General features: G+C 69.1%; 16 protein-coding genes. 10 read left to right on the forward strand and 6 right to left on the reverse strand.

Annotation, left to right across the window (positions count from 1 at the left end):
* Positions 1-169: 169 nt before the first annotated feature.
* The 5 genes from ACZ4W9_RS03520 to ACZ4W9_RS03540 form a co-directional block, all read right to left on the reverse strand.
* Entirely contained in the window at positions 170-2,035 is a 1,866-nt protein-coding gene (locus ACZ4W9_RS03520) for a discoidin domain-containing protein (protein ID WP_467932882.1), read from the reverse strand.
* Between the two features lie 126 nt (positions 2,036-2,161).
* On the reverse strand, positions 2,162-3,526 hold the full coding sequence (locus ACZ4W9_RS03525) for a GH1 family beta-glucosidase (RefSeq protein WP_467932883.1): 1,365 nt from the start codon (positions 3,524-3,526) through the stop codon (positions 2,162-2,164).
* 29 nt (positions 3,527-3,555) lie between these two features.
* Positions 3,556-4,395, reverse strand: coding sequence for a carbohydrate ABC transporter permease (locus ACZ4W9_RS03530; protein WP_467933114.1), 840 nt, complete (start codon positions 4,393-4,395; stop codon positions 3,556-3,558).
* Between the two features lie 55 nt (positions 4,396-4,450).
* The gene (locus tag ACZ4W9_RS03535) at positions 4,451-5,437 is read right to left on the reverse strand and encodes a carbohydrate ABC transporter permease (RefSeq protein WP_467933116.1); all 987 of its coding nucleotides are present in this window, start codon (positions 5,435-5,437) and stop codon (positions 4,451-4,453) included.
* Between the two features lie 8 nt (positions 5,438-5,445).
* Complete coding sequence (locus ACZ4W9_RS03540) at positions 5,446-6,762, reverse strand: ABC transporter substrate-binding protein (protein ID WP_467932885.1); 1,317 nt, start codon at positions 6,760-6,762, stop codon at positions 5,446-5,448.
* 199 nt (positions 6,763-6,961) lie between these two features.
* Between ACZ4W9_RS03540 and ACZ4W9_RS03545 the strand changes: the two genes are divergently transcribed.
* Both ACZ4W9_RS03545 and ACZ4W9_RS03550 read left to right on the forward strand, forming a co-directional pair.
* Positions 6,962-7,558, forward strand: coding sequence for a TetR/AcrR family transcriptional regulator (locus ACZ4W9_RS03545; RefSeq protein WP_467932886.1), 597 nt, complete (start codon positions 6,962-6,964; stop codon positions 7,556-7,558).
* A 179-nt stretch (positions 7,559-7,737) separates the two neighbouring features.
* The gene (locus tag ACZ4W9_RS03550; RefSeq protein WP_467932887.1) at positions 7,738-8,913 is read left to right on the forward strand and encodes an MFS transporter; all 1,176 of its coding nucleotides are present in this window, start codon (positions 7,738-7,740) and stop codon (positions 8,911-8,913) included.
* Between the two features lie 31 nt (positions 8,914-8,944).
* Here the strand turns inward: ACZ4W9_RS03550 and ACZ4W9_RS03555 are convergent, their stop codons facing one another.
* On the reverse strand, positions 8,945-9,685 hold the full coding sequence (locus ACZ4W9_RS03555; protein WP_467932888.1) for a class I SAM-dependent methyltransferase: 741 nt from the start codon (positions 9,683-9,685) through the stop codon (positions 8,945-8,947).
* A gap of 541 nt (positions 9,686-10,226) precedes the next feature.
* Between ACZ4W9_RS03555 and ACZ4W9_RS03560 the strand changes: the two genes are divergently transcribed.
* The 8 genes from ACZ4W9_RS03560 (at position 10,227) to ACZ4W9_RS03595 (ending at position 16,921) form a co-directional block, all read left to right on the forward strand.
* On the forward strand, positions 10,227-10,436 hold the full coding sequence (locus ACZ4W9_RS03560) for a hypothetical protein (RefSeq protein WP_189418471.1): 210 nt from the start codon (positions 10,227-10,229) through the stop codon (positions 10,434-10,436).
* A complete protein-coding gene (locus ACZ4W9_RS03565) occupies positions 10,420-10,932 on the forward strand; it encodes a DUF6879 family protein (RefSeq protein ID WP_467932890.1) in 513 nt (170 codons plus the stop codon). Before ACZ4W9_RS03560 ends, ACZ4W9_RS03565 begins: the two co-directional genes overlap by 17 nt.
* Positions 10,929-11,762, forward strand: coding sequence for a helix-turn-helix domain-containing protein (locus ACZ4W9_RS03570; RefSeq protein WP_467932891.1), 834 nt, complete (start codon positions 10,929-10,931; stop codon positions 11,760-11,762). Before ACZ4W9_RS03565 ends, ACZ4W9_RS03570 begins: the two co-directional genes overlap by 4 nt.
* Before the next feature lie 412 nt (positions 11,763-12,174).
* Positions 12,175-12,312: a hypothetical protein gene (locus tag ACZ4W9_RS03575; protein ID WP_249457127.1), complete on the forward strand. Its 138-nt coding sequence runs from the start codon at positions 12,175-12,177 to the stop codon at positions 12,310-12,312.
* Between the two features lie 14 nt (positions 12,313-12,326).
* Positions 12,327-13,514 (forward strand): JmjC domain-containing protein, encoded by a 1,188-nt coding sequence (locus ACZ4W9_RS03580; protein ID WP_467932892.1) that lies wholly within the window; start codon positions 12,327-12,329, stop codon positions 13,512-13,514.
* Entirely contained in the window at positions 13,511-14,416 is a 906-nt protein-coding gene (locus ACZ4W9_RS03585) for an aldo/keto reductase (RefSeq protein ID WP_467932894.1), read from the forward strand. The genes ACZ4W9_RS03580 and ACZ4W9_RS03585 overlap by 4 nt, the downstream gene beginning before the upstream one ends.
* Entirely contained in the window at positions 14,397-15,251 is an 855-nt protein-coding gene (locus tag ACZ4W9_RS03590) for a hypothetical protein (protein ID WP_467932895.1), read from the forward strand. Before ACZ4W9_RS03585 ends, ACZ4W9_RS03590 begins: the two co-directional genes overlap by 20 nt.
* A gap of 1,091 nt (positions 15,252-16,342) precedes the next feature.
* Positions 16,343-16,921 carry a hypothetical protein gene (locus ACZ4W9_RS03595; RefSeq protein WP_467932896.1) on the forward strand — a complete coding sequence of 193 codons (579 nt, stop codon included), beginning with the start codon at positions 16,343-16,345 and terminating at the stop codon, positions 16,919-16,921.
* Positions 16,922-16,947: the final 26 nt, after the last annotated feature.

The following is a 16,947-nucleotide window of genomic DNA, read 5'->3' on the forward strand; positions in this document are numbered from 1 at the left end:
GTCTTCTGGACCACCGCATGGATGTCCTCCCTCTTGTCGGCTTTATGGCTGGAAAAGGGGAAGCGGCGCCACAGGAGGGGGGGGGGGGGGGGGGGCCCCCCCCCCCCCCCCCTCTCCCCGGCGCGGAGGCCGGTTCGGCCCTTCCGCCCTCCCCGGGCGGAGGACCGGTTCAGCCCTTCTGCTCGACCCGCACCCAGTCGATCTCGGCCTGCACTCCCCCGGACGCGACCTTGTCGACACTGGACTGGGGCAGGCCCCAGTAGGGACTGGTGACCTTGTTCCAGCCGGCCGGGTAGGCACCGCCGAGGGCGAGGTTCAGGATGACGTACTGGTGGTGGTCGTAGACCCACTGGCCCCGGGTGGACTCCAGCTTGTTCCGGGTCGTCTCCTGCACCAGGCGGTCGTCCACGGAGAAGCGCAGCGCCGTCGGGGTCCATTCGACCGCGTACGTGTGCCACTGGCCGGCCGTGCCGCCGTTCGGGTAGGTCTGGCGGGCGCCGATGTTGCCGTCCGCCGAGTAGCCGGGGCCGTGCAGGGCGCTGCTGGTCCAGTCCGGGTAGCCGATGTTCTCCATGATGTCGGTCTCGCCGGACGCCGGCCAGGACACCGAGGGGTCGTCGACGTTGCTGCCGAGCAGCCAGAAGGCGGGCCAGAACCCGTCGCCGACCGGCAGCCTCATCCGGGCGCTGACCTTGCCGTAGGTGAAGTCGAGGTGGGTGTGGGTGTCGACGCGCCCGGAGGTGAAGTCGTAGGTGCCGCCGCCCGCCCGGGTGCAGCCCTTGCAGTACCCGGCCTTCAGGACCAGGCTGCCGTCGCGGGTGCTGATGTTGTCCGGCGAGTCGACGTACGCCTGGGACTCTCCGTTGACCGGGCCCATCTCGGTGCCGGTGCGCACCACCCGCCACTTGGAGCGGTCCAGCGCGGCGCCGGTGAAGTCGTCGAAGAAGGTGGTGCGGTAGCCGCCCGGGGGGTCGGCGGGGAGCGCCGGGTACGCGGCCGCGGCGCTGCCGCCCGTGCCCCAGACCTCGAACTCGTAGAGCGAGTAGCCGAACTGGGCGGTGGCGGGGGCCGGGTTGTAGAAGGAGCGGCGCTCCTTGCCGAGCATGCGGACGTAGCGGCCCGTCACGGGGGCGGGCAGCCGGACCGAGTCGTGCACACCGGCCGCGTCGGACGGCGCCTTGACGTCGGCGCGACGGGCGGCGACCTCGGCGGCCGACGGCTCGTGCACCGTGCGCCAGGTGCGGTTGTCGTCGGACACCTGGAGGAGGTAGTCGACGGCGTAGGCCGACTCCCAGTAGAGGTCCACCGTGTCGATGGTGGAGGGCGCGCCGAGGTCCACCGACACCCAGCGGTCCGTGTTCCAGTCGCTGGACCAGCGGCTGACGTCGCCCCTGAGGTCGGCGGGCCGGCCGCCGTCGGTGAGGAACGCCGGTGAATGGCCCGCGTCCTGGTAGTAGTTCGCGTAGGCCGGGTGGTGGAGGGCGAGGTTGGTGCGGGTGGCCGAGGCCGGGGCGGGTTCGCCGCCGTAGATTCTGAAGCTCCACAGCGAGTAGCCGTAGGGCGTGGCGCGTTCCAGGCCGCGCAGCCGGACGTAGCGGCCGGTGACCTCCTGGGGGTGGGTGTGCGCGGTGACCGAGCCGCCGGTGCCGGCGGTCTCGGTGAAGAAGGGCGTCCAGTCGGTGCCGTTCCTCGAGACCTCCAGGACGTAGCGCTTGCCGTAGGCGGCCTCCCAGTCGAGGGTGACGCGGTCGACCCGGAGCACGGAGCCGAGGTCGACGCGGATCCAGGCGTCGTCGGCGAAATCGCTCGACCAGCGGGTGGCCGCCTGGCTGTCGAAGGCCAGGCCGGGGCCGGTGCCGGCGTTCTCGCTGCCGGAGGCGGTGACGGCGGCCGGGTTCAGCGCGTAGGCGGCGGCCGCCCGGTCGGTGTCCCAGCCGACGGCGGCGGGGGCCGCGGCGGCGGGGGCGGTCAGCAGTGGGCCCGAGCACAGCAGGGCGGTGGCGGCCAGGGCGGCGAGCAGGGTGCGGGACGGCATGCGGCGCTCCTTGTGGGGTGGAGGTGCACTACTGCTTACTTGTCGTGCGCATGACATGAATGGAGTGAGGGTGGGCCGGTGGACACGGACTCCCCAGCCGTGTCCACCGGCCGTCCGGGCCGGGGCTCAGGCGGCCCGGCGTGTCCGGCCGCGGTGGGCGCGGATCAGGTCCGCGTACCGCCGGCCGCTGCCCTTGATGGTGCGGACCTGGGTGCGGTAGTCGACGTGGACCAGCCCGAACCGCTTGTCGTAGCCGTAGGCCCACTCGAAGTTGTCCAGCAGGGACCAGGCGAAGTAGCCGGCCAGCGGGGCGCCCTTGCGGACGGCGGAGGCGCAGGCCGCGAGGTGGCGCTCCAGGTAGTCCTGGCGCTCGGGGTCGGCCACGCTGCCGTCGGGGCGCACGACGTCCGGGAAGGCGGAGCCGTTCTCGGTGACGTACAGCGTGCGGGCGCCGTACTCCTCGGTGAGCCGGAGCAGCAGCGTCTCGATGCCGGAGGCGTCGATCTCCCAGTCCATGCCGGTGCGCGGGACGCCCTCGCGCCGGACGGAACGGGCGTACGGCGCCGGTCCCTGCGGGTCGTCGACGATGTGCGCCGGGAAGTAGTAGTTCAGGCCGAGCCAGTCGAGCGGGGCCGCGATGGCCGCCAGGTCGGCGTCCTTCAGCGGGAGTTCGACGCCGTAGGTGTCCACCATGTCGGCGGGGAAGCCACGGCCGTGCACGGGGTCGAGCCACCAGCGGTTGACGTGGCCGTCCTGCCGGCGGGCCGCCGCCACGTCCTCGGGGCGGTCGGTGGCCGGGTGCACGGTGGAGAGGTTGTTGACGATGCCGACGCGGGCGCCGGGGGCGGCGGCGCGGATCGCCTCGGTGGCCAGGCCGTGCCCGAGGAGCAGGTGGCAGGAGGCCCGGACGGCGGCGGTGAGGTCCTTCCAGCCGGGTGCCATCGTGCCTTCCAGATGACCGATCCAGGCCGAGCACAGGGGTTCGTTGAGGGTGGTCCACAGGGTGACGCGGTCGCCGAGGCGGCCGGCGACGACGGAGGCGTACTCGGCGAACGCCTGCGCGGTGTCCCGTTCCGGCCAGCCGCCGCGGTCCTGGAGCACCTGGGGCAGGTCCCAGTGATAGAGGGTGACGGACGGCGTGATGCCCGCCTCCAGCAGCGCGTCCACCAGCTCGTCGTAGAACGCGAGGCCCCTGGGGTTCACCGGGCCGGTGCCGCCGGGGAGCACCCGGGGCCAGGCCACGGAGAGCCGGTAGGCGTTGACGCCCAGCTGCCGCATCAGGCCGATGTCCTCGCGCCAGCGGTGGTAGTGGTCGCAGGCGACGTCGCCGTTGTCGTCGTTCGCGATCTTCCCGGGGGTGTGCGAGAAGGTGTCCCAGATCGAGGGCGTACGGCCGTCCTCGGCCACGGCTCCCTCGATCTGGTACGCCGCGGTGGCCGTGCCCCACAGGAAGTCGGGCGGGAAGGCGGCGAGGTCGATGGGTTCGGACACGGGAGTCCCTTCGGGAGCGGGGATGGGGGTCACTTGACGGCGCCCGCCGTCAGACCCGCGACGAGATAGCGCTGGAGCAGCAGGAACCCGGCCACCACGGGCACGCTGACGACCAGCGAGGCGGCCATGATCTGGTTCCAGTAGACGTCGTTGAGGGTGGAGTAGGCCTGGAGGCCGACGGCGAGGGTGCGGGTGGTGTCGTTGGTCATGACCGACGCGAAGAGCACCTCGCCCCAGGCGGTCATGAAGGCGTAGACGGCGACCGCGACGATGCCGGGCGTCGCGGCCGGCACGACGATCCGCAGCAGCGCCCTCAGCGGCCCGCAGCCGTCCACCAGCGCCGCCTCGTCCAGGTCGCGCGGCACCGAGTCGAAGTACCCGATCAGCATCCAGATGGAGAACGGCAGCGAGAAGGTGAGGTACGTCAGGATCAGCCCGCCGCGCGAGCCGAACAGGGCGATGCCGGTGGTGTTGCCGATGTTGACGTAGAGCAGGAACAGCGGCAGCAGGAAGAGGATGCCGGGGAACATCTGCGTCGACAGCACGGTCACCGTGAAGACGCGCTTGCCGCGGAAGTCGTGGCGGCTGACGGCGTAGGCCGCGAACACGGCGATGACGACCGAGCAGACCGTGGCCGCGCCCGCCACGATGAGCGAGTTCACGAAGTACCGCGCGAGCGGGACCGTCGACCAGATGTCGATGTACGGGCGGATGGTCAGTTCGCTGGGCAGCCAGTGGAACTCGCCGCTGACGTCCGCGAGCGGCTTCAGCGAGCTGGAGACCATCACGTACACCGGGACCAGCACGAATCCGGCGAGCAGGGTGAGGAAGATCCGCCGGAACCACAGGAACGAACGCGCCGGCGCCATGGGCGAGCGGGTGCTCGCCGCCGGGGTGCGGGTACGTGCCGCCGGCGTGGGGGTGCTAGACATCGGCGGCCCTCCGTCCGCGCGAGGTGAACAGCAGGTAGCCGCCCGTGACGACGAGCAGGAAGAGCAGCAGCAGCACGGACATGGCGGAGCCGGTGCCGAAGTTCCAGGTGACGAAGGACGCCTGGTAGATGTGGACGGAGACGAGGTCGGCGGCCTCGGGCGCGGACTTGCCGAACAGCACGTACGGCGTGTTGAAGTCGTTGAACGTCCACAGGAACAGCACCAGGACGAGGACCTGGTTGACCGGGCGCAGCGAGGGCAGGGTGATGCGGCGGACGCGCTGCCACGTCCCGGCGCCGTCCAGCGCGGCGGCCTCGTACAGCTCCTTGGGGATGTTCTGGAGCCCGGCCGTCACGATGAGGAAGGCGAACGGCCAGCCCTTCCACACCGAGACGGTCAGCAGGGCGTAGAAGCTGTTGTCCCCGATGAGCCAGAAGGAGGGCTTGTCGGTGAGGTGCAGCTGGTCGTGCAGCACGTGGTTCACCAGGCCGTTGTCGTGCTGGAACATGAACACCCAGGTGATGACGGCGGTGTAGACGGGCAGCGCGTACGGCACCAGGAACAGGGCGCGCAGCAGTCCGCGCCCGCGGAAGGTGTCCTGCATGAAGACCGCGGCGGCGGTGCCGATCAGCCAGCACAGGGCGACCGAGAGCAGGGTGAAGCCGACGGTGACGAAGAAGGAGTGCAGCAGGGCCTCGCCGACGGGGGCGTCGAAGTCGACCGACACCTGGTAGTTGCCGAGGCCGGACCAGGGGGCGGTGCCCCAGTCACGGATGTAGAACTGGGTGAGTTCCTTGAAGCTCATCACGATGCCGATGACCATCGGCACCAGGTGGACGAGGAGTTCGAGCAGCAGGGCGGGCAGGAGCAGCAGGTACGGCAGCGAGATCCGGCGCAGCCGTCCGGGGCGGCGGGGTGCGCGTGCCGCGGCGCCGGACGAAGTCTGGCGCACCGGTTCCTTGAAGGCGGTGGTGGTCATCGTGGGGTTCACGCCGCCGGCATCTGCTGCTGGGCCTTCTGCAGCTTCGCCTCGACCGAGTCGGTGGTCACCGGGCGCCCGGCGGCGGCGTCGGCGAACAGGTCCTTGACGGCCGTACCGACCGCCGTCTCGAACTGCGACTCGGACGCGACCTGCGGCAGCGCGGCGGCGCTGGTGGCCAGCGTGTCCTTCAGCACCGCGGTGTCCGGGGCGTCGAAGGCGGGGTCGGCCTGCGCGGACGTGACCGGCGGGATGGCGCTGTAGGCCTTGTTGAGGATCTTCTGCTCCTCGTCGGAGGTCATGAACTTCACGAACTTCGTGGCGCCGTCGAGGTTGTCGGTGTTCTTGAAGACGGCCATGTTGATGCCCATGACCGGCGAGTTGACCTGGGTGCCCGCGCCGGGTTTGCCGGAGATCACCGGGACGGGCGCGATGCCGTAGGCGTCCTCGCCCATCCCCTGGGACTCGAGGTTGGCGGAGGCCGTCTGCCACAGCAGCATGGCCTGCTTGCCCTTGGCGAAGTCGCTGACGGACTGGTTCTGCGCGTACTCGGCGTCGCCCGCCGGGATGACCTCGTGCTCGGCCATCAGGCCGACGTAGCTCTTGACCGCGTCGACCACCTTGCGGTCGGTGAAGTCGGGCTTGCCGTCGGCGGTGAAGAAGTCGGCGCCGTGCTGCTTGGCGAAGACGAAGACGTGGTGGATGTTCTCCGACAGGTTCGCGCCCTCGGCGCCGAGCGGGGACACGCCCTTGGCCTTGATCTTCTTGCCGTCGGCGACCAGTTCGGCCCACGTGGCCGGGGGCTTGGCGATGCCGGCGTCGGCGAAGATCTTCTTGTTGTAGTAGAGGGCGTACGCCATCGAGTACAGCGGGACCGCCACCGGGTCCTTGCCCTGGGCGCCGGTCGAACCGAGGGCGGTCTCGGCGAACCGGTCCCGGCCGCCGATCGCGGCGAAGTTCTTCTCGTCCCAGGGCAGCAGCGCGCCGGTCGCCTGGAGGGAGGCGCTCCAGGTGTTGCCGATGTTCAGCACGTCCGGGCCCTGGCCCGAAGTGGTCGCGGTCAGGATCCGGTTGAGCAGGTCCGACCAGGGCACGACCTCCAGCTCGACCTTGATGCCGGTCCGCTGCTCGAACTTGTCCAGCTCGGGTCGGAGCACCTTCTTGTCCGCCTCGATGCTGGCTCCCTGGTTGGACGCCCAGTACGTCAGCGTCTTCGGCGAGTCGTTGGACCCGCCGCCGGTGGCCGATCCGCCTCCGCAGGCCGTGGCCGCCAGGGCGAGTGACAGGGTGACGGCGCCTACGGCCGCGGCTCGGGTGCTGCGCATGGGTCCCGGTGTCCCTTCGGGGATTGCACTCATGACTTAATTTAGGACGTGAGTTAATCCGCCGGAAGGGCGATCGTCAAGGGATTCGACAGCTGATCGTCAGGGTTTCGGGAGGAACGGGATCCCGCCTGCGGCCCGGACGGCGAGCCGGGGGTGGATAGTATTGCAATGTCCAGTCCAAAACGGTTAGGGTCCGAGTATGGCCCGACCGAGGACGTTCGACGAGGAGCAGGCGCTCGACGCGGCGATGGCGACCTTCTGGCGGAAGGGGTACGAAGCCACTTCCACCGAGGACCTGTGCGCCGCCACCGGACTGGGGCGCAGCAGTGTCTACAACACCTTCAAGAGCAAGCGTGCCCTGTTCCAGCGCGTCCTGCACCGCTACACGACCGCCATGAACGCGCGTCAGCTGGCCGTGCTGGAGGACCCGTCGCGCAGTGGTGCCGACCGGATCCGCGCCCTGTTCACCCTGGTGCTCGACGGCGACGCGCAGAACCGGCCCACCGGCCGCAGCCTGGGGTGTCTCGGAGTGAACACCACCGTCGAACTCGCCGGGCGGGACGCCGTCGCGGCCGGGATGCTGGAGCGTGACACGGCCCTTCGACTGGACTCCCTGCGCGCTGCCGTCGAGGCCGGCCGGCGGGACGGCAGCATCACCTCCCCCCGGGACGCCGGCGACCTGGCCCGGTTCCTCAACGCCGCCATCGCGGGCCTGCGCGTCTCCGCCCAGGGCGGCGCCGACCGGGCCGCCCTGGACGCCATCGCCGCGATCACCCTCGACGCGCTGACCGCCTGATCCGGGCAGGCCGCCCGTCCCGGCCGCCATGACGGCCGGGACGACCGCGCCGTGACCCTTGCCCTTGTTTTGAACTGATCCATCTAAAACCTCTTTCTCACACCTTGATTTTGAACACCTCAGTCCAGAACTGGCCACCCGCCGCCCAGCGCGGACCCGTACCCCAAGGAGTCCCCACCGTGCCCCGAGCCGTCTACGTCCTGGCGCTCGGCATCTTCGCCATGGTGACCAGCGAGTTCGCGGTCGCCGGCCTGATGCCGCAGATGGCCGCCGGCCTGCACGCCACCGTTCCGCGGATCGGCTATCTCATCACCGCGTTCGCCGCCGCCATGGCCCTCGGCGGACCGGTGCTCACCGTCGCGGTGATGAAACTCCCGCCCCGCACCGCCCTGTTGGTGCTCTTCGCCGTCTTCCTGGCCGGCAACGTGCTCGCCGCCACCGCGACCGGCTACGGCACCATGCTCGTCGCGCGCGTCGTCACCGGCGTCGCCTCCCAGGCCTTCTTCGGCGTCGCCCTCTCGCTGTGCGCCCGTCTCACCCGGCCCGAAACCCGGGGGCGGGCCGTCGCGGTGGCCATGAACGGGCTGATGCTCGGCACCCTGCTCGGGCTGCCGCTGTCCACCCTGATCGGCGAACGGCTCGGCTGGCGCGCCGCGTTCTGGGCCGTCTCGGCGCTCGCCCTGGCCGCCGCCGCGGCCACCGCCGCCGGGGTGCCGCGCCTCGCCCCCGCGCCGAGCGGCGGCCTGCGCGCCGAGGCCGGCGTGTTCGCCCGGCCCCGCCTGTGGCTGGCGCTGGCCACCAGCACGCTGATCATCGGCGCCACCTTCTCCGCCTTCAGCTACCTGAACCCCATCCTCACCGGCCTCACCGGCTTCACCGCGGGCACCGTCCCGCTGCTCCTGATCGCCTACGGCGCCGCCACCGTCATCGGCAACACGGTCGTCGGCCGGCTCGCCGACCGGCACACCCTGCCGGTCCTCGCCGTCGGCCTGCTGCTCAACCTGCTCTTCCTGACGGGCTTCGCGGTCTTCGCCGGCGCGCCCGCCCCCGCCGTGGCCTGCATGCTGGGCGTCGGCCTGGTCGGCGTCACCATGAACCCGGCGATGATCACCCGGGTGCAGCGCGCGGGCAATGCCGGGCCGCTGGTCAACACCGTCCACTCCTCCTTCATCACCTTCGGCGTCATGCTCGGCTCGTCCCTCGGCGGCGTCGCCATCGACCTGTGGGGTTTGCGCTCCCCGCTCTGGCTCGGCGCCGGCCTCGCCGCCGCGGGGCTCCTCACCGTCCTGCCCGAACTCGGCCGCGCCCCGTTCGCACCCCGTCGTGAGCCGACCCGCGAAAGCACGCCCCACTAGGGCCTTGACGACGAGGCCGTGCCTTCAGGGCTCACGGTTTGTGGGTTACCCAGAGCAGTTCCGCCGGCCAGCGGTGCGCCCAGTCGGGCGGGTCGGTCTCGTTGTAGCCGTTGGGTGTTCCGGGTGCGGGGCGCGGTTCGATGAGGTCGTCGATGACGAGACCCGCGCCGCGCAGGACCCTGACCCAGTCGCCGTAGGTGAGCTGGTAACTGGTCGCGCCGTCGTCTTCGGCGATGGTGTTCAGCCCGAAGTAGTCCTGCTTCAGGGTCGTGGTCACGCGGCCGGCGGCTTCGTCGTAGCAGGCCTCGAACCATGGGCTGGCGACGTTGAACACCAGGCGCCCGCCCCGGCGCAGGACGCGTGCGGCCTGCGGCACGGCCAGGTGCGGGGGCGCCCAGCTGAGCCCACCGAAGTCGCAGAACACCAGGTCGAAGCTGTCGGCGGCGAAGGGGAGTCGTTCGGCGGCGCCTTGCACCAGCGGATAGCGGGCCGTTCCCATCGCGCGGGCCGCCTCGGCGAGCTGGGCCTCGGACAGGTCGAGCCCGACCACGGCGACACCCTCGGCGGCGAGCGCCCTGGACCACTGGCCGGCGCCGCAGCCGAGTTCGAGGACGCGCTTGCCGGTGACGTCGCCCAGGGCGTGCAGGTCCGCGTCGGGGAGGGAGTACATGCCCCACAGCCGGGGCGTCGCGCCGATCCGCGGGTCGTGCTCGTGCTGGTAGGAGCTGCTGATCCGGTTCCAGAACCGCCGGTTGGCGGGGATGCTGTCCACGTGCCGACTCCAGCACCGCCCGCCGGGAACGGTCAACTCGATTAGGTCACCGGCCGGCCCCCGCCCGGGCAGTTCTTGTCCGGCCCGGGAAGTCTCCAGGCCGGAGAAACAGAAAGACCCCAGATCGACTGGGGTCTTCGCTGGTGTTCGAGGGGGGACTTGGACTCTCCTCTCGGGCACCAGCCCACAACTGCTCTGACCTGGGAAAACGCCCGCTGACAGGCTGGATTTCGGCGGGCGTTTCTCCTGTTCTTTCCTGCTGTTTCAGGCCCTTTCAGGCCCCTGTTGGTCATGCGTTGGTCACGTGACCAACCCTCCTCCGGGGCGTCCGTCCCTGGTCAGGCTTCTCGGACCGCGCCACGGGGCTGCGCCCAGTCTGCACGGGCGCGTACGCGACCACGTACCGGGGGTGGCTGAGGCGGCCGGGGACCTGTTTATGCAAGGACACGCATAGTCGCGTTCCCGCATAGACGCGTAGCGCCACCCCCTCTACTGTCGGTGGGCAGGCGGCCCAAACGGGGTCAGAGCAAGGGGGTTTGGCATGTCCGAACGTTCGGCACTCACCCGGCTCACGGGCAACGGCAACGGGGAGTGCGGAGAGAAGGACTGCCCGAACGTGTACCGCACGGCTACCGGGTCGTTCGTGGTGCAGGGCGACGTGTCCGACGCCTTCACCCCGCCCTCCGGGGAAGGGCTCGTGGAAATCCCGGAGGCGGTTCTCAGGGAGGCATTCCGTGCACTTGGATGGTGACGCTTGGAATGACTGCTTCGATTCCATGGAGCGTGAGGCGTGGCGGCTGGAAACGCTGCCCGTCTACACCATGCCCCAGGAAGCGGAGAAGCTGAAGCGCTTCCTCGCCGGGGTGAAGTCGCCGGACGACTACACCTCGGGTTGGATGGACGAGGTTCGGCAATGGACCTCGCAAGGAAAGAATGTCGGCAGGGTGCACGTCGTGACCCGCCCGCTCTCGGACTACCTTCGGTTCGAGTTCGAGTATTACTACCGGCATCACGTGAAGGCGGGCGAGGATATCCGAATCCTCGACCTCACCGACCGGGAGAACCCGGGACTCCCGGACCAGGATTTCTGGATGTTCGATGAGTCCAAGGTGGTCCTGATGAACTACCGGACGGACGGGACGCAGATAAACCGGGAACTGTACGAGGGTGATCCCGAGCCGTACCGGCAGTGGAAGCGGATTGCGGTTGCCGAGTCGGTTCCATTCCTGGAGTACGTGAGCAGGTGACGTTCGAGCCTGAACAGTTGGGGCAGCCGAAGCAAGAACTGGCCGCCCTGCTGAAAGAACTACGCAAGCGAGCCGGCCTCACTGGGGACCGGCTCGCTCGGCGTTGCAACATGTCCCAATCGAAGATCAGCCGGATCGAGAATGGGAAAGCCCAACCGAGTCTGCTGGACCTGGAAAGAATCCTCCGGGCCGTCGTGGCTCCGCCCGAGGTCATCGAGGAGGTCATCGCCCTTTCGAGGCTGGCCAACACCGAATGGCAAGACCTGCGCTCGCTGCGACGTAGGGGCCTGGAGAAGAAGCAGACTGAACTTGCTTCCCTTGAATCCTCGTCCACGGAGTTCCGCTTCTTCCTGCTCTCGATGATTACAGGACTGCTGTCCACCCCTGAGTACATCCGAGCCAGTCTTGCCCATTCTCCGGCCGATGTCACTAAGACGATCGCGAGGAAGCTGGAGCGGCAGGAGGTTCTTTACGACACGAAGAAGCGGTTTACCTTCATCCTCACCGAGCAGGCTGTGAGGTGGCCACTCCTGCCCCCGGCTGCGATGGCGATGCAGATTGACCGGCTGGCTTCACTGACCCATCTAACGAATGTGAAGCTCGGTGTCATCCCAATCGCGGGGTACAAGCCCATTGCTCCGATGGACACCTTCACTGTCTACGACAACACCCTGGCCACTGTGGAGAACACCACCGGTGTCGTGATCCTGAGAGATCCAAGAGACATCGAAATGCATTTGGAGCTGTTCTGCACGCTGGAGAGGTATGCGCTGTTCGGGGACGAAGCGCGAGCTCTGTTGGCGGAGTGGTCTACCGCCTGCCGTTCGTGATCTTTAGTCCATGACGGGGAAGAACTACACGGCCGTCGCTTTCTAGGTCAATGTTTCTCTCCATGGCAGCGACCGAGCGAAACGAAAAGTGGGTCCGCTACGGCGCGGGGTGGCGGCTGGCGTACCGGCGGAGGTTCGGTCCTGACGCTGGTGTGCGCTCATGACGACCGGGCGCATGACTCTCCGGGTGTCATACGACGGGGGCCGGACATACGGCCCGGTGCGCACGGTGCAGGTGGACCCGCGCAACGCGCTGATCTTGGGTTCACCGACCAAGTACCCGCCGTGCGGGTGCCCTCGGTGCACGGGACGCCCGTCGTCACCGAGGTCGGCGTCCGCCGCGCTCGTCGCTGTCCCTTTGCTTCCTGCCGGAATCCCGGCGGGAGTCCCCGAGAAGAGAGAGGTAAGTCCGATGGTGGAAGAAAACACCGGTTCGGTGACCCCCGAGGGGGGTGGCCTGCTCGTCGCGAAGCGGAAGATCGTGGCCGCGCGCACCCGTGCCGAGCAGGAGTCGGACGTCAGTGGTGGCCGTTCTGACGGCAACGACTGACGGGAGCGCCCACGGTGCTTGATGCAGCCTCGTGGGCGGGGCGTCTGGGCGGGGACACGTTTCTCGCCCAGACGTACCACCGCTCCTACGCGCACTTCCCCGGGGCCGCTGACACGGCGGGCCTGTTCTCCTGGGACGACCTGAACCGGATCATCGCTACGCAGAGGCTGGAGCCGCCCCGGTTGCGCCTGTCGGCTGACGGCGAGATGGTCCCGCTCCACCGCTACGCCATCCCCACCACGAACCGCCGAGCGGTCACCTGGTCCCGCATCCAACCGTCCGACTTCCACGCCCAGCTCAGAGACGGGGCGTCGCTAGTCCTCGACGCGGTGGAGAAGATTCACCCCGCCGTGGGGGCGGCTGCTGAGGGACTGGAACGCTTCCTCGGGACTTCCGTGCAGGCCAACGTGTACGCCTCGTGGACCGAGCGGGAGGGCTTCGGCCGGCACTGGGACGACCATGATGTCGTCGTGGTCCAGGTGCACGGCTCGAAGCGGTGGCGCCTGTGGGGGATGACCCGTGAAGCGCCCACCTTCCGGGACGTGGAGTCGCCGGAGGAGCCGGAGGGTGACCCGGTGGCGGACCTCGTTCTGTCCCCGGGTGACGTGCTCTACCTGCCGCGCGGCTGGTGGCACGCGGTCACCGCTGACCAGGGGACGGAATCCCTGCACCTGACGTTCGGCATGGTCACGCACACGGGCGCTGACCTGATGCTGTGGGTCATCGATCAGCTTCGGGCGTCCCTCGCTTTCCGCAAGGACATTCCGCGCTTCGGCTCGCTGGAGGAACAGGCGGTCCTCATCGACGCCGTGCGCCGTGAGGTGGTGGACATGATGGCGGACCCTCGCCTCGTGGAGCGGTGGGCGGAGTCGATCGACACGACGGACCTGGGTCACGCGATTCCGTCCCTGCCGTACGTGGACGGGCTCCCCACACGGGCAGAGATCACGGTCAAGCTGACCGCTCCGAGGGGTCGCCTGACGGCGAACCGCGAACAGGGCACGGTCACCTTCTCGGCGGCCGGTACCACGTGGGACTTCGCCGAGTCCGCAGCGCCCGCGCTGGGCACGCTGCTGACCAACCAGCCGACCACGCTCGGGGAGCTTGCCGACTCCGCCGGACTGGAAGTCAAGGACGTGGTCGAACTGGTCTCCGCCCTCATCGACGGCCATGCCGTCGCAGTCGTGGGGACCGCGCTGTGACCGCCGCGCTCTCCCTGGGGACATACCGCGTGCGTGCCGTCAGTCAGGCGGCACGCACCGCCCTGGCTGCCGGTAGCCCGTGGGTGGACACGGCACCCAACTACGCCCACGGGTGGGCGCATGAGGAGTTGCGCCCGGTTCTCGGGGAGTACCCGACCGTGCGAGTGGCCACGAAGACGGGGTTCTTCACGGCGGAGGAAGGCCGCACCGCCCTGGCCGAAGACGTGCTCACCGGGTACGAGACGACCAACAGGCACAGCCTCGAACGGGGCTTTGTCCGCTGGCAGACGGAGCGCTCGTTGGCCGCGCTCGGGCGTGTGGACCTGGTGTTCGTGCACAACCCGGAGCATGACGGGCACGGCCTTGACCGCGCTGCTCTGCACTGGCGTGTGAGGGAAGCCTTCACGGCGCTGGAAGAGTTCGCCCATGCGGGCAGGATCGAAGGGTACGGGGTCGCCACCTGGTCGGGCCTGACCTCCGGAGCCTTCAGCGTTCCCGAGTTGCTCTCCCTTGCCCGGCAGGCGGCTGGTTCCGCCGAGCATCACTGCATGGGCTTGCAGATGCCTGTCAGCCTGATCATGGATGCCCCGATCACACAGGCGCTGAACGGCGGCGGACCGCTGGTGCAGGCGAAGGACGCGGGGCTGATCACATTCGGCTCCGCCCCCCTGCACGGGGGTGAACTCCTCGATGCCATGACACCCGAGCTGGTGAACCTCATCCGCCCCGGCCTGTCGGCCGCAGCCGCTGCCCTGCTGGCCGCTGGCTCGTGCCCTGGCCTCGATGTCGTCCTGACTTCGGCGAGCACCCGTGAACACTGGGACGATGCGGCCAAGGCTCTGGCTGCGCCTCTGACGACCCAGGAAATCAGGAGGGTGACGGATGAACTCGCCGGTGAATGAGGAGGTACAGGCCCTGATGGAGGCCGCCCATGACCGGGCGGCCAAGGCGCTGGGGCTCACCTGCACGGGGCCACTGGCGTGGGGCTTCCTTGGTGTCACCCTCGGGCGCCGAGCTGGGGACCGGTGGCTACGAGTGAGCCGGACGGCGAAGAGGAACGCGGGCAGGAAGGAGGGGGAGGGCATTGCAGGGGCCTCCCTGCTCGTGCCCGATGCCGTCCCGCGCCCGCGCCTGTATGAGGTGCACGACTGGAGTGACAGGGAGTGGGCTTTCGAGGCGGAAGTCCTCGACTACGTCGCGCAACCCATCGTGTCCCCGAAACGAGCCGACATCGACCACGACCCGGAGTTGCCTGACGAGTGGTGGGGTGAGCTGCGCCGAGCCCTTGCCCTGCTCGCTGAAGTGGAGGGGGTGAAGGTCACCGTCCGGGACGGCTGGATCGAACGGGCCTTCCCCCAGTTCCTCGGCATCCCGGCTCCCGCCAAGGTGGAGCGGATGACCGGCCACGGTGACCTGCACTGGGGGAACCTCACGGGTGCGCCCCTCTGCCTGTTGGACTGGGAGCGGTGGGGTTTGGTGCCCTTCGGCTATGACGCGGGTCTCCTCCACGCCAACAGCCTGCTCGTTCCCGGCGTAGCCGCCCGCATCCGCAAGGAGTTCGCGCCGACCCTCGGCACCCCGGCCGGCCGAATCGGGGAACTCGCCGCGCTGGCGGAGATGCTGCAAGCCGTAGCCCGTGGCTGGTACCCCGACCTTGCACCCCGGCTCGTCGCCCGCGCAGAGGCGCTCACCGGTGTTCGACCACCCGTCCCGGTGCGCTCCGAGGTGAGCGCCTGACTGCGCCCCTGTGCGCCTGTCTCAGGCGCTTTCACCGATGTGCCGGTAGATCCCCAGGGCCTTGGTGATGGCTGTGACGCTCTCTCCCTTGGCATGCCGGGCGCGGGCTATGGCCAGCTTGTCGTCGTCTACGACGGAGGGGCGTCCACCGTGGTTGCCCTTGCGGGCCGCAGTGTCCAGCCCCTCCAACGTGAATCCGCGGGACTGGTGCAGCGGCGGAGAAGTAGCAGGTGGGAGCGCTTGCCAGTCCGGGGGCGGCGGCGAAGGGCTGCACAAGAGTGAGGGGTTTTGAGGCTTGCAGTAAGTGTCTTCACTCTGTGGCGGCGAACGCCGCCCACTCCTCGTAGAGCATGGCGCTCACCTCTTCGCCGCTGCCCGTACGTACGTAAGTGGCTTCGTTCCATGGCGGCCCCTTCGGGGGCCGCGCCTTGAGCTGGCAGGCTTCGGGCTTCCCAGTTCTCCAGTGGCCTGCGTGCTGGTCGGCCGAAGGCCGCCAGTGCCAGAGGACTGACGTACTTCCATATGAGGAGGGCGGAGCGAGGTAGCTGGTGGTGGTGGTTCTTTCTATAAGGGGGCAGGACCACCACCAACGCTCAGACGGCCCGAAGCGGCCGGACGCCCCAGCGCCCGATACGGAGTCCGTGCCGCGTGGACTTGCGCAGCGTGATCACTCCGCGAGCCCCGCCGGCCATGGCTCGCCCCCCGATCGGGGCCGACGCGGTGGTCGCTCCTTCGCCTGCCGCCTTGGCGGTGTGGGTGATGACGAGTACGGGGACGCCGGCCCGGCTGATGGGCTTGAGATCGTCGATGACTCGTTGTGCGACGACGGATGAGGAGATGTCCTCACCGGAGGCGAGGGAGCCGACGACGTTGTCCAGGACGAACAGGTCGGCGCCGATGGACAGAGGTTTTCGAGGACTCCGGCCCAGTAGCCGGGCTCTCCGGTGTGCTCCACGGGAAAGATGGTCACCGTGTCGTCGGGCACGGTGTCGAGGTTCACGAGTGTGCTGATCATGCCAGCGGACAGCAACGTCTTACCTGCCTTCGGTTCTCCGCCGAGAACCGTGATGCGGCTAGTGAGCAGGTCGCCGATGAGGAACGACTCCTCGTACGACACACGCTCGATCTGGTGGAGCTTGCGCCCCTTCTCCTTGATGGCTCCCAAGGGGGTGGGCCGTCCTTCCTTCTCCGCTTCCGCGCTGCGCGGACACGCGCACGGCTTCCCGCCGAGCGGGGGCATGTGCTCCTTTCGTGAGACTTGGGGATGGGGTGAGCCGAAGATCCGGCTGCACATCAAGCCGCACGTCGGCAAGGTCAAGGTGGTGGAGGTGACGGACGAGCGGCTTGACGAGCTGTACCGGCTGCTGGAGAGCACGCCCATCGAGGCGAACGGGAACAAGCCGCTCGGCCCCAAGAGCGTCCGCCACATCCACAACATCATCTCGGCGGCGCTGGTCTCGGTGACCGGACCGAGGAAGCTCCTCACGGTCAACCCTGCCCACACTGCCAACCCGCCCGCGGAGGGGCAGATCAAGGCGGCGCAGCCGGACTTCCCCACGCTCAACGATCACGAGACGGCGCACTTCCTCAAGGACATATGGACGCCGTGCGGCAACAGGGCGTGCGACGGCGGACTGACCCACCACTGCCTTCGGGACGCCCCGCTGTGAACCGCCTACGCGGCCACCTCGTGCCG

The organism is Streptomyces sp. NPDC029296, assembly GCF_055569255.1.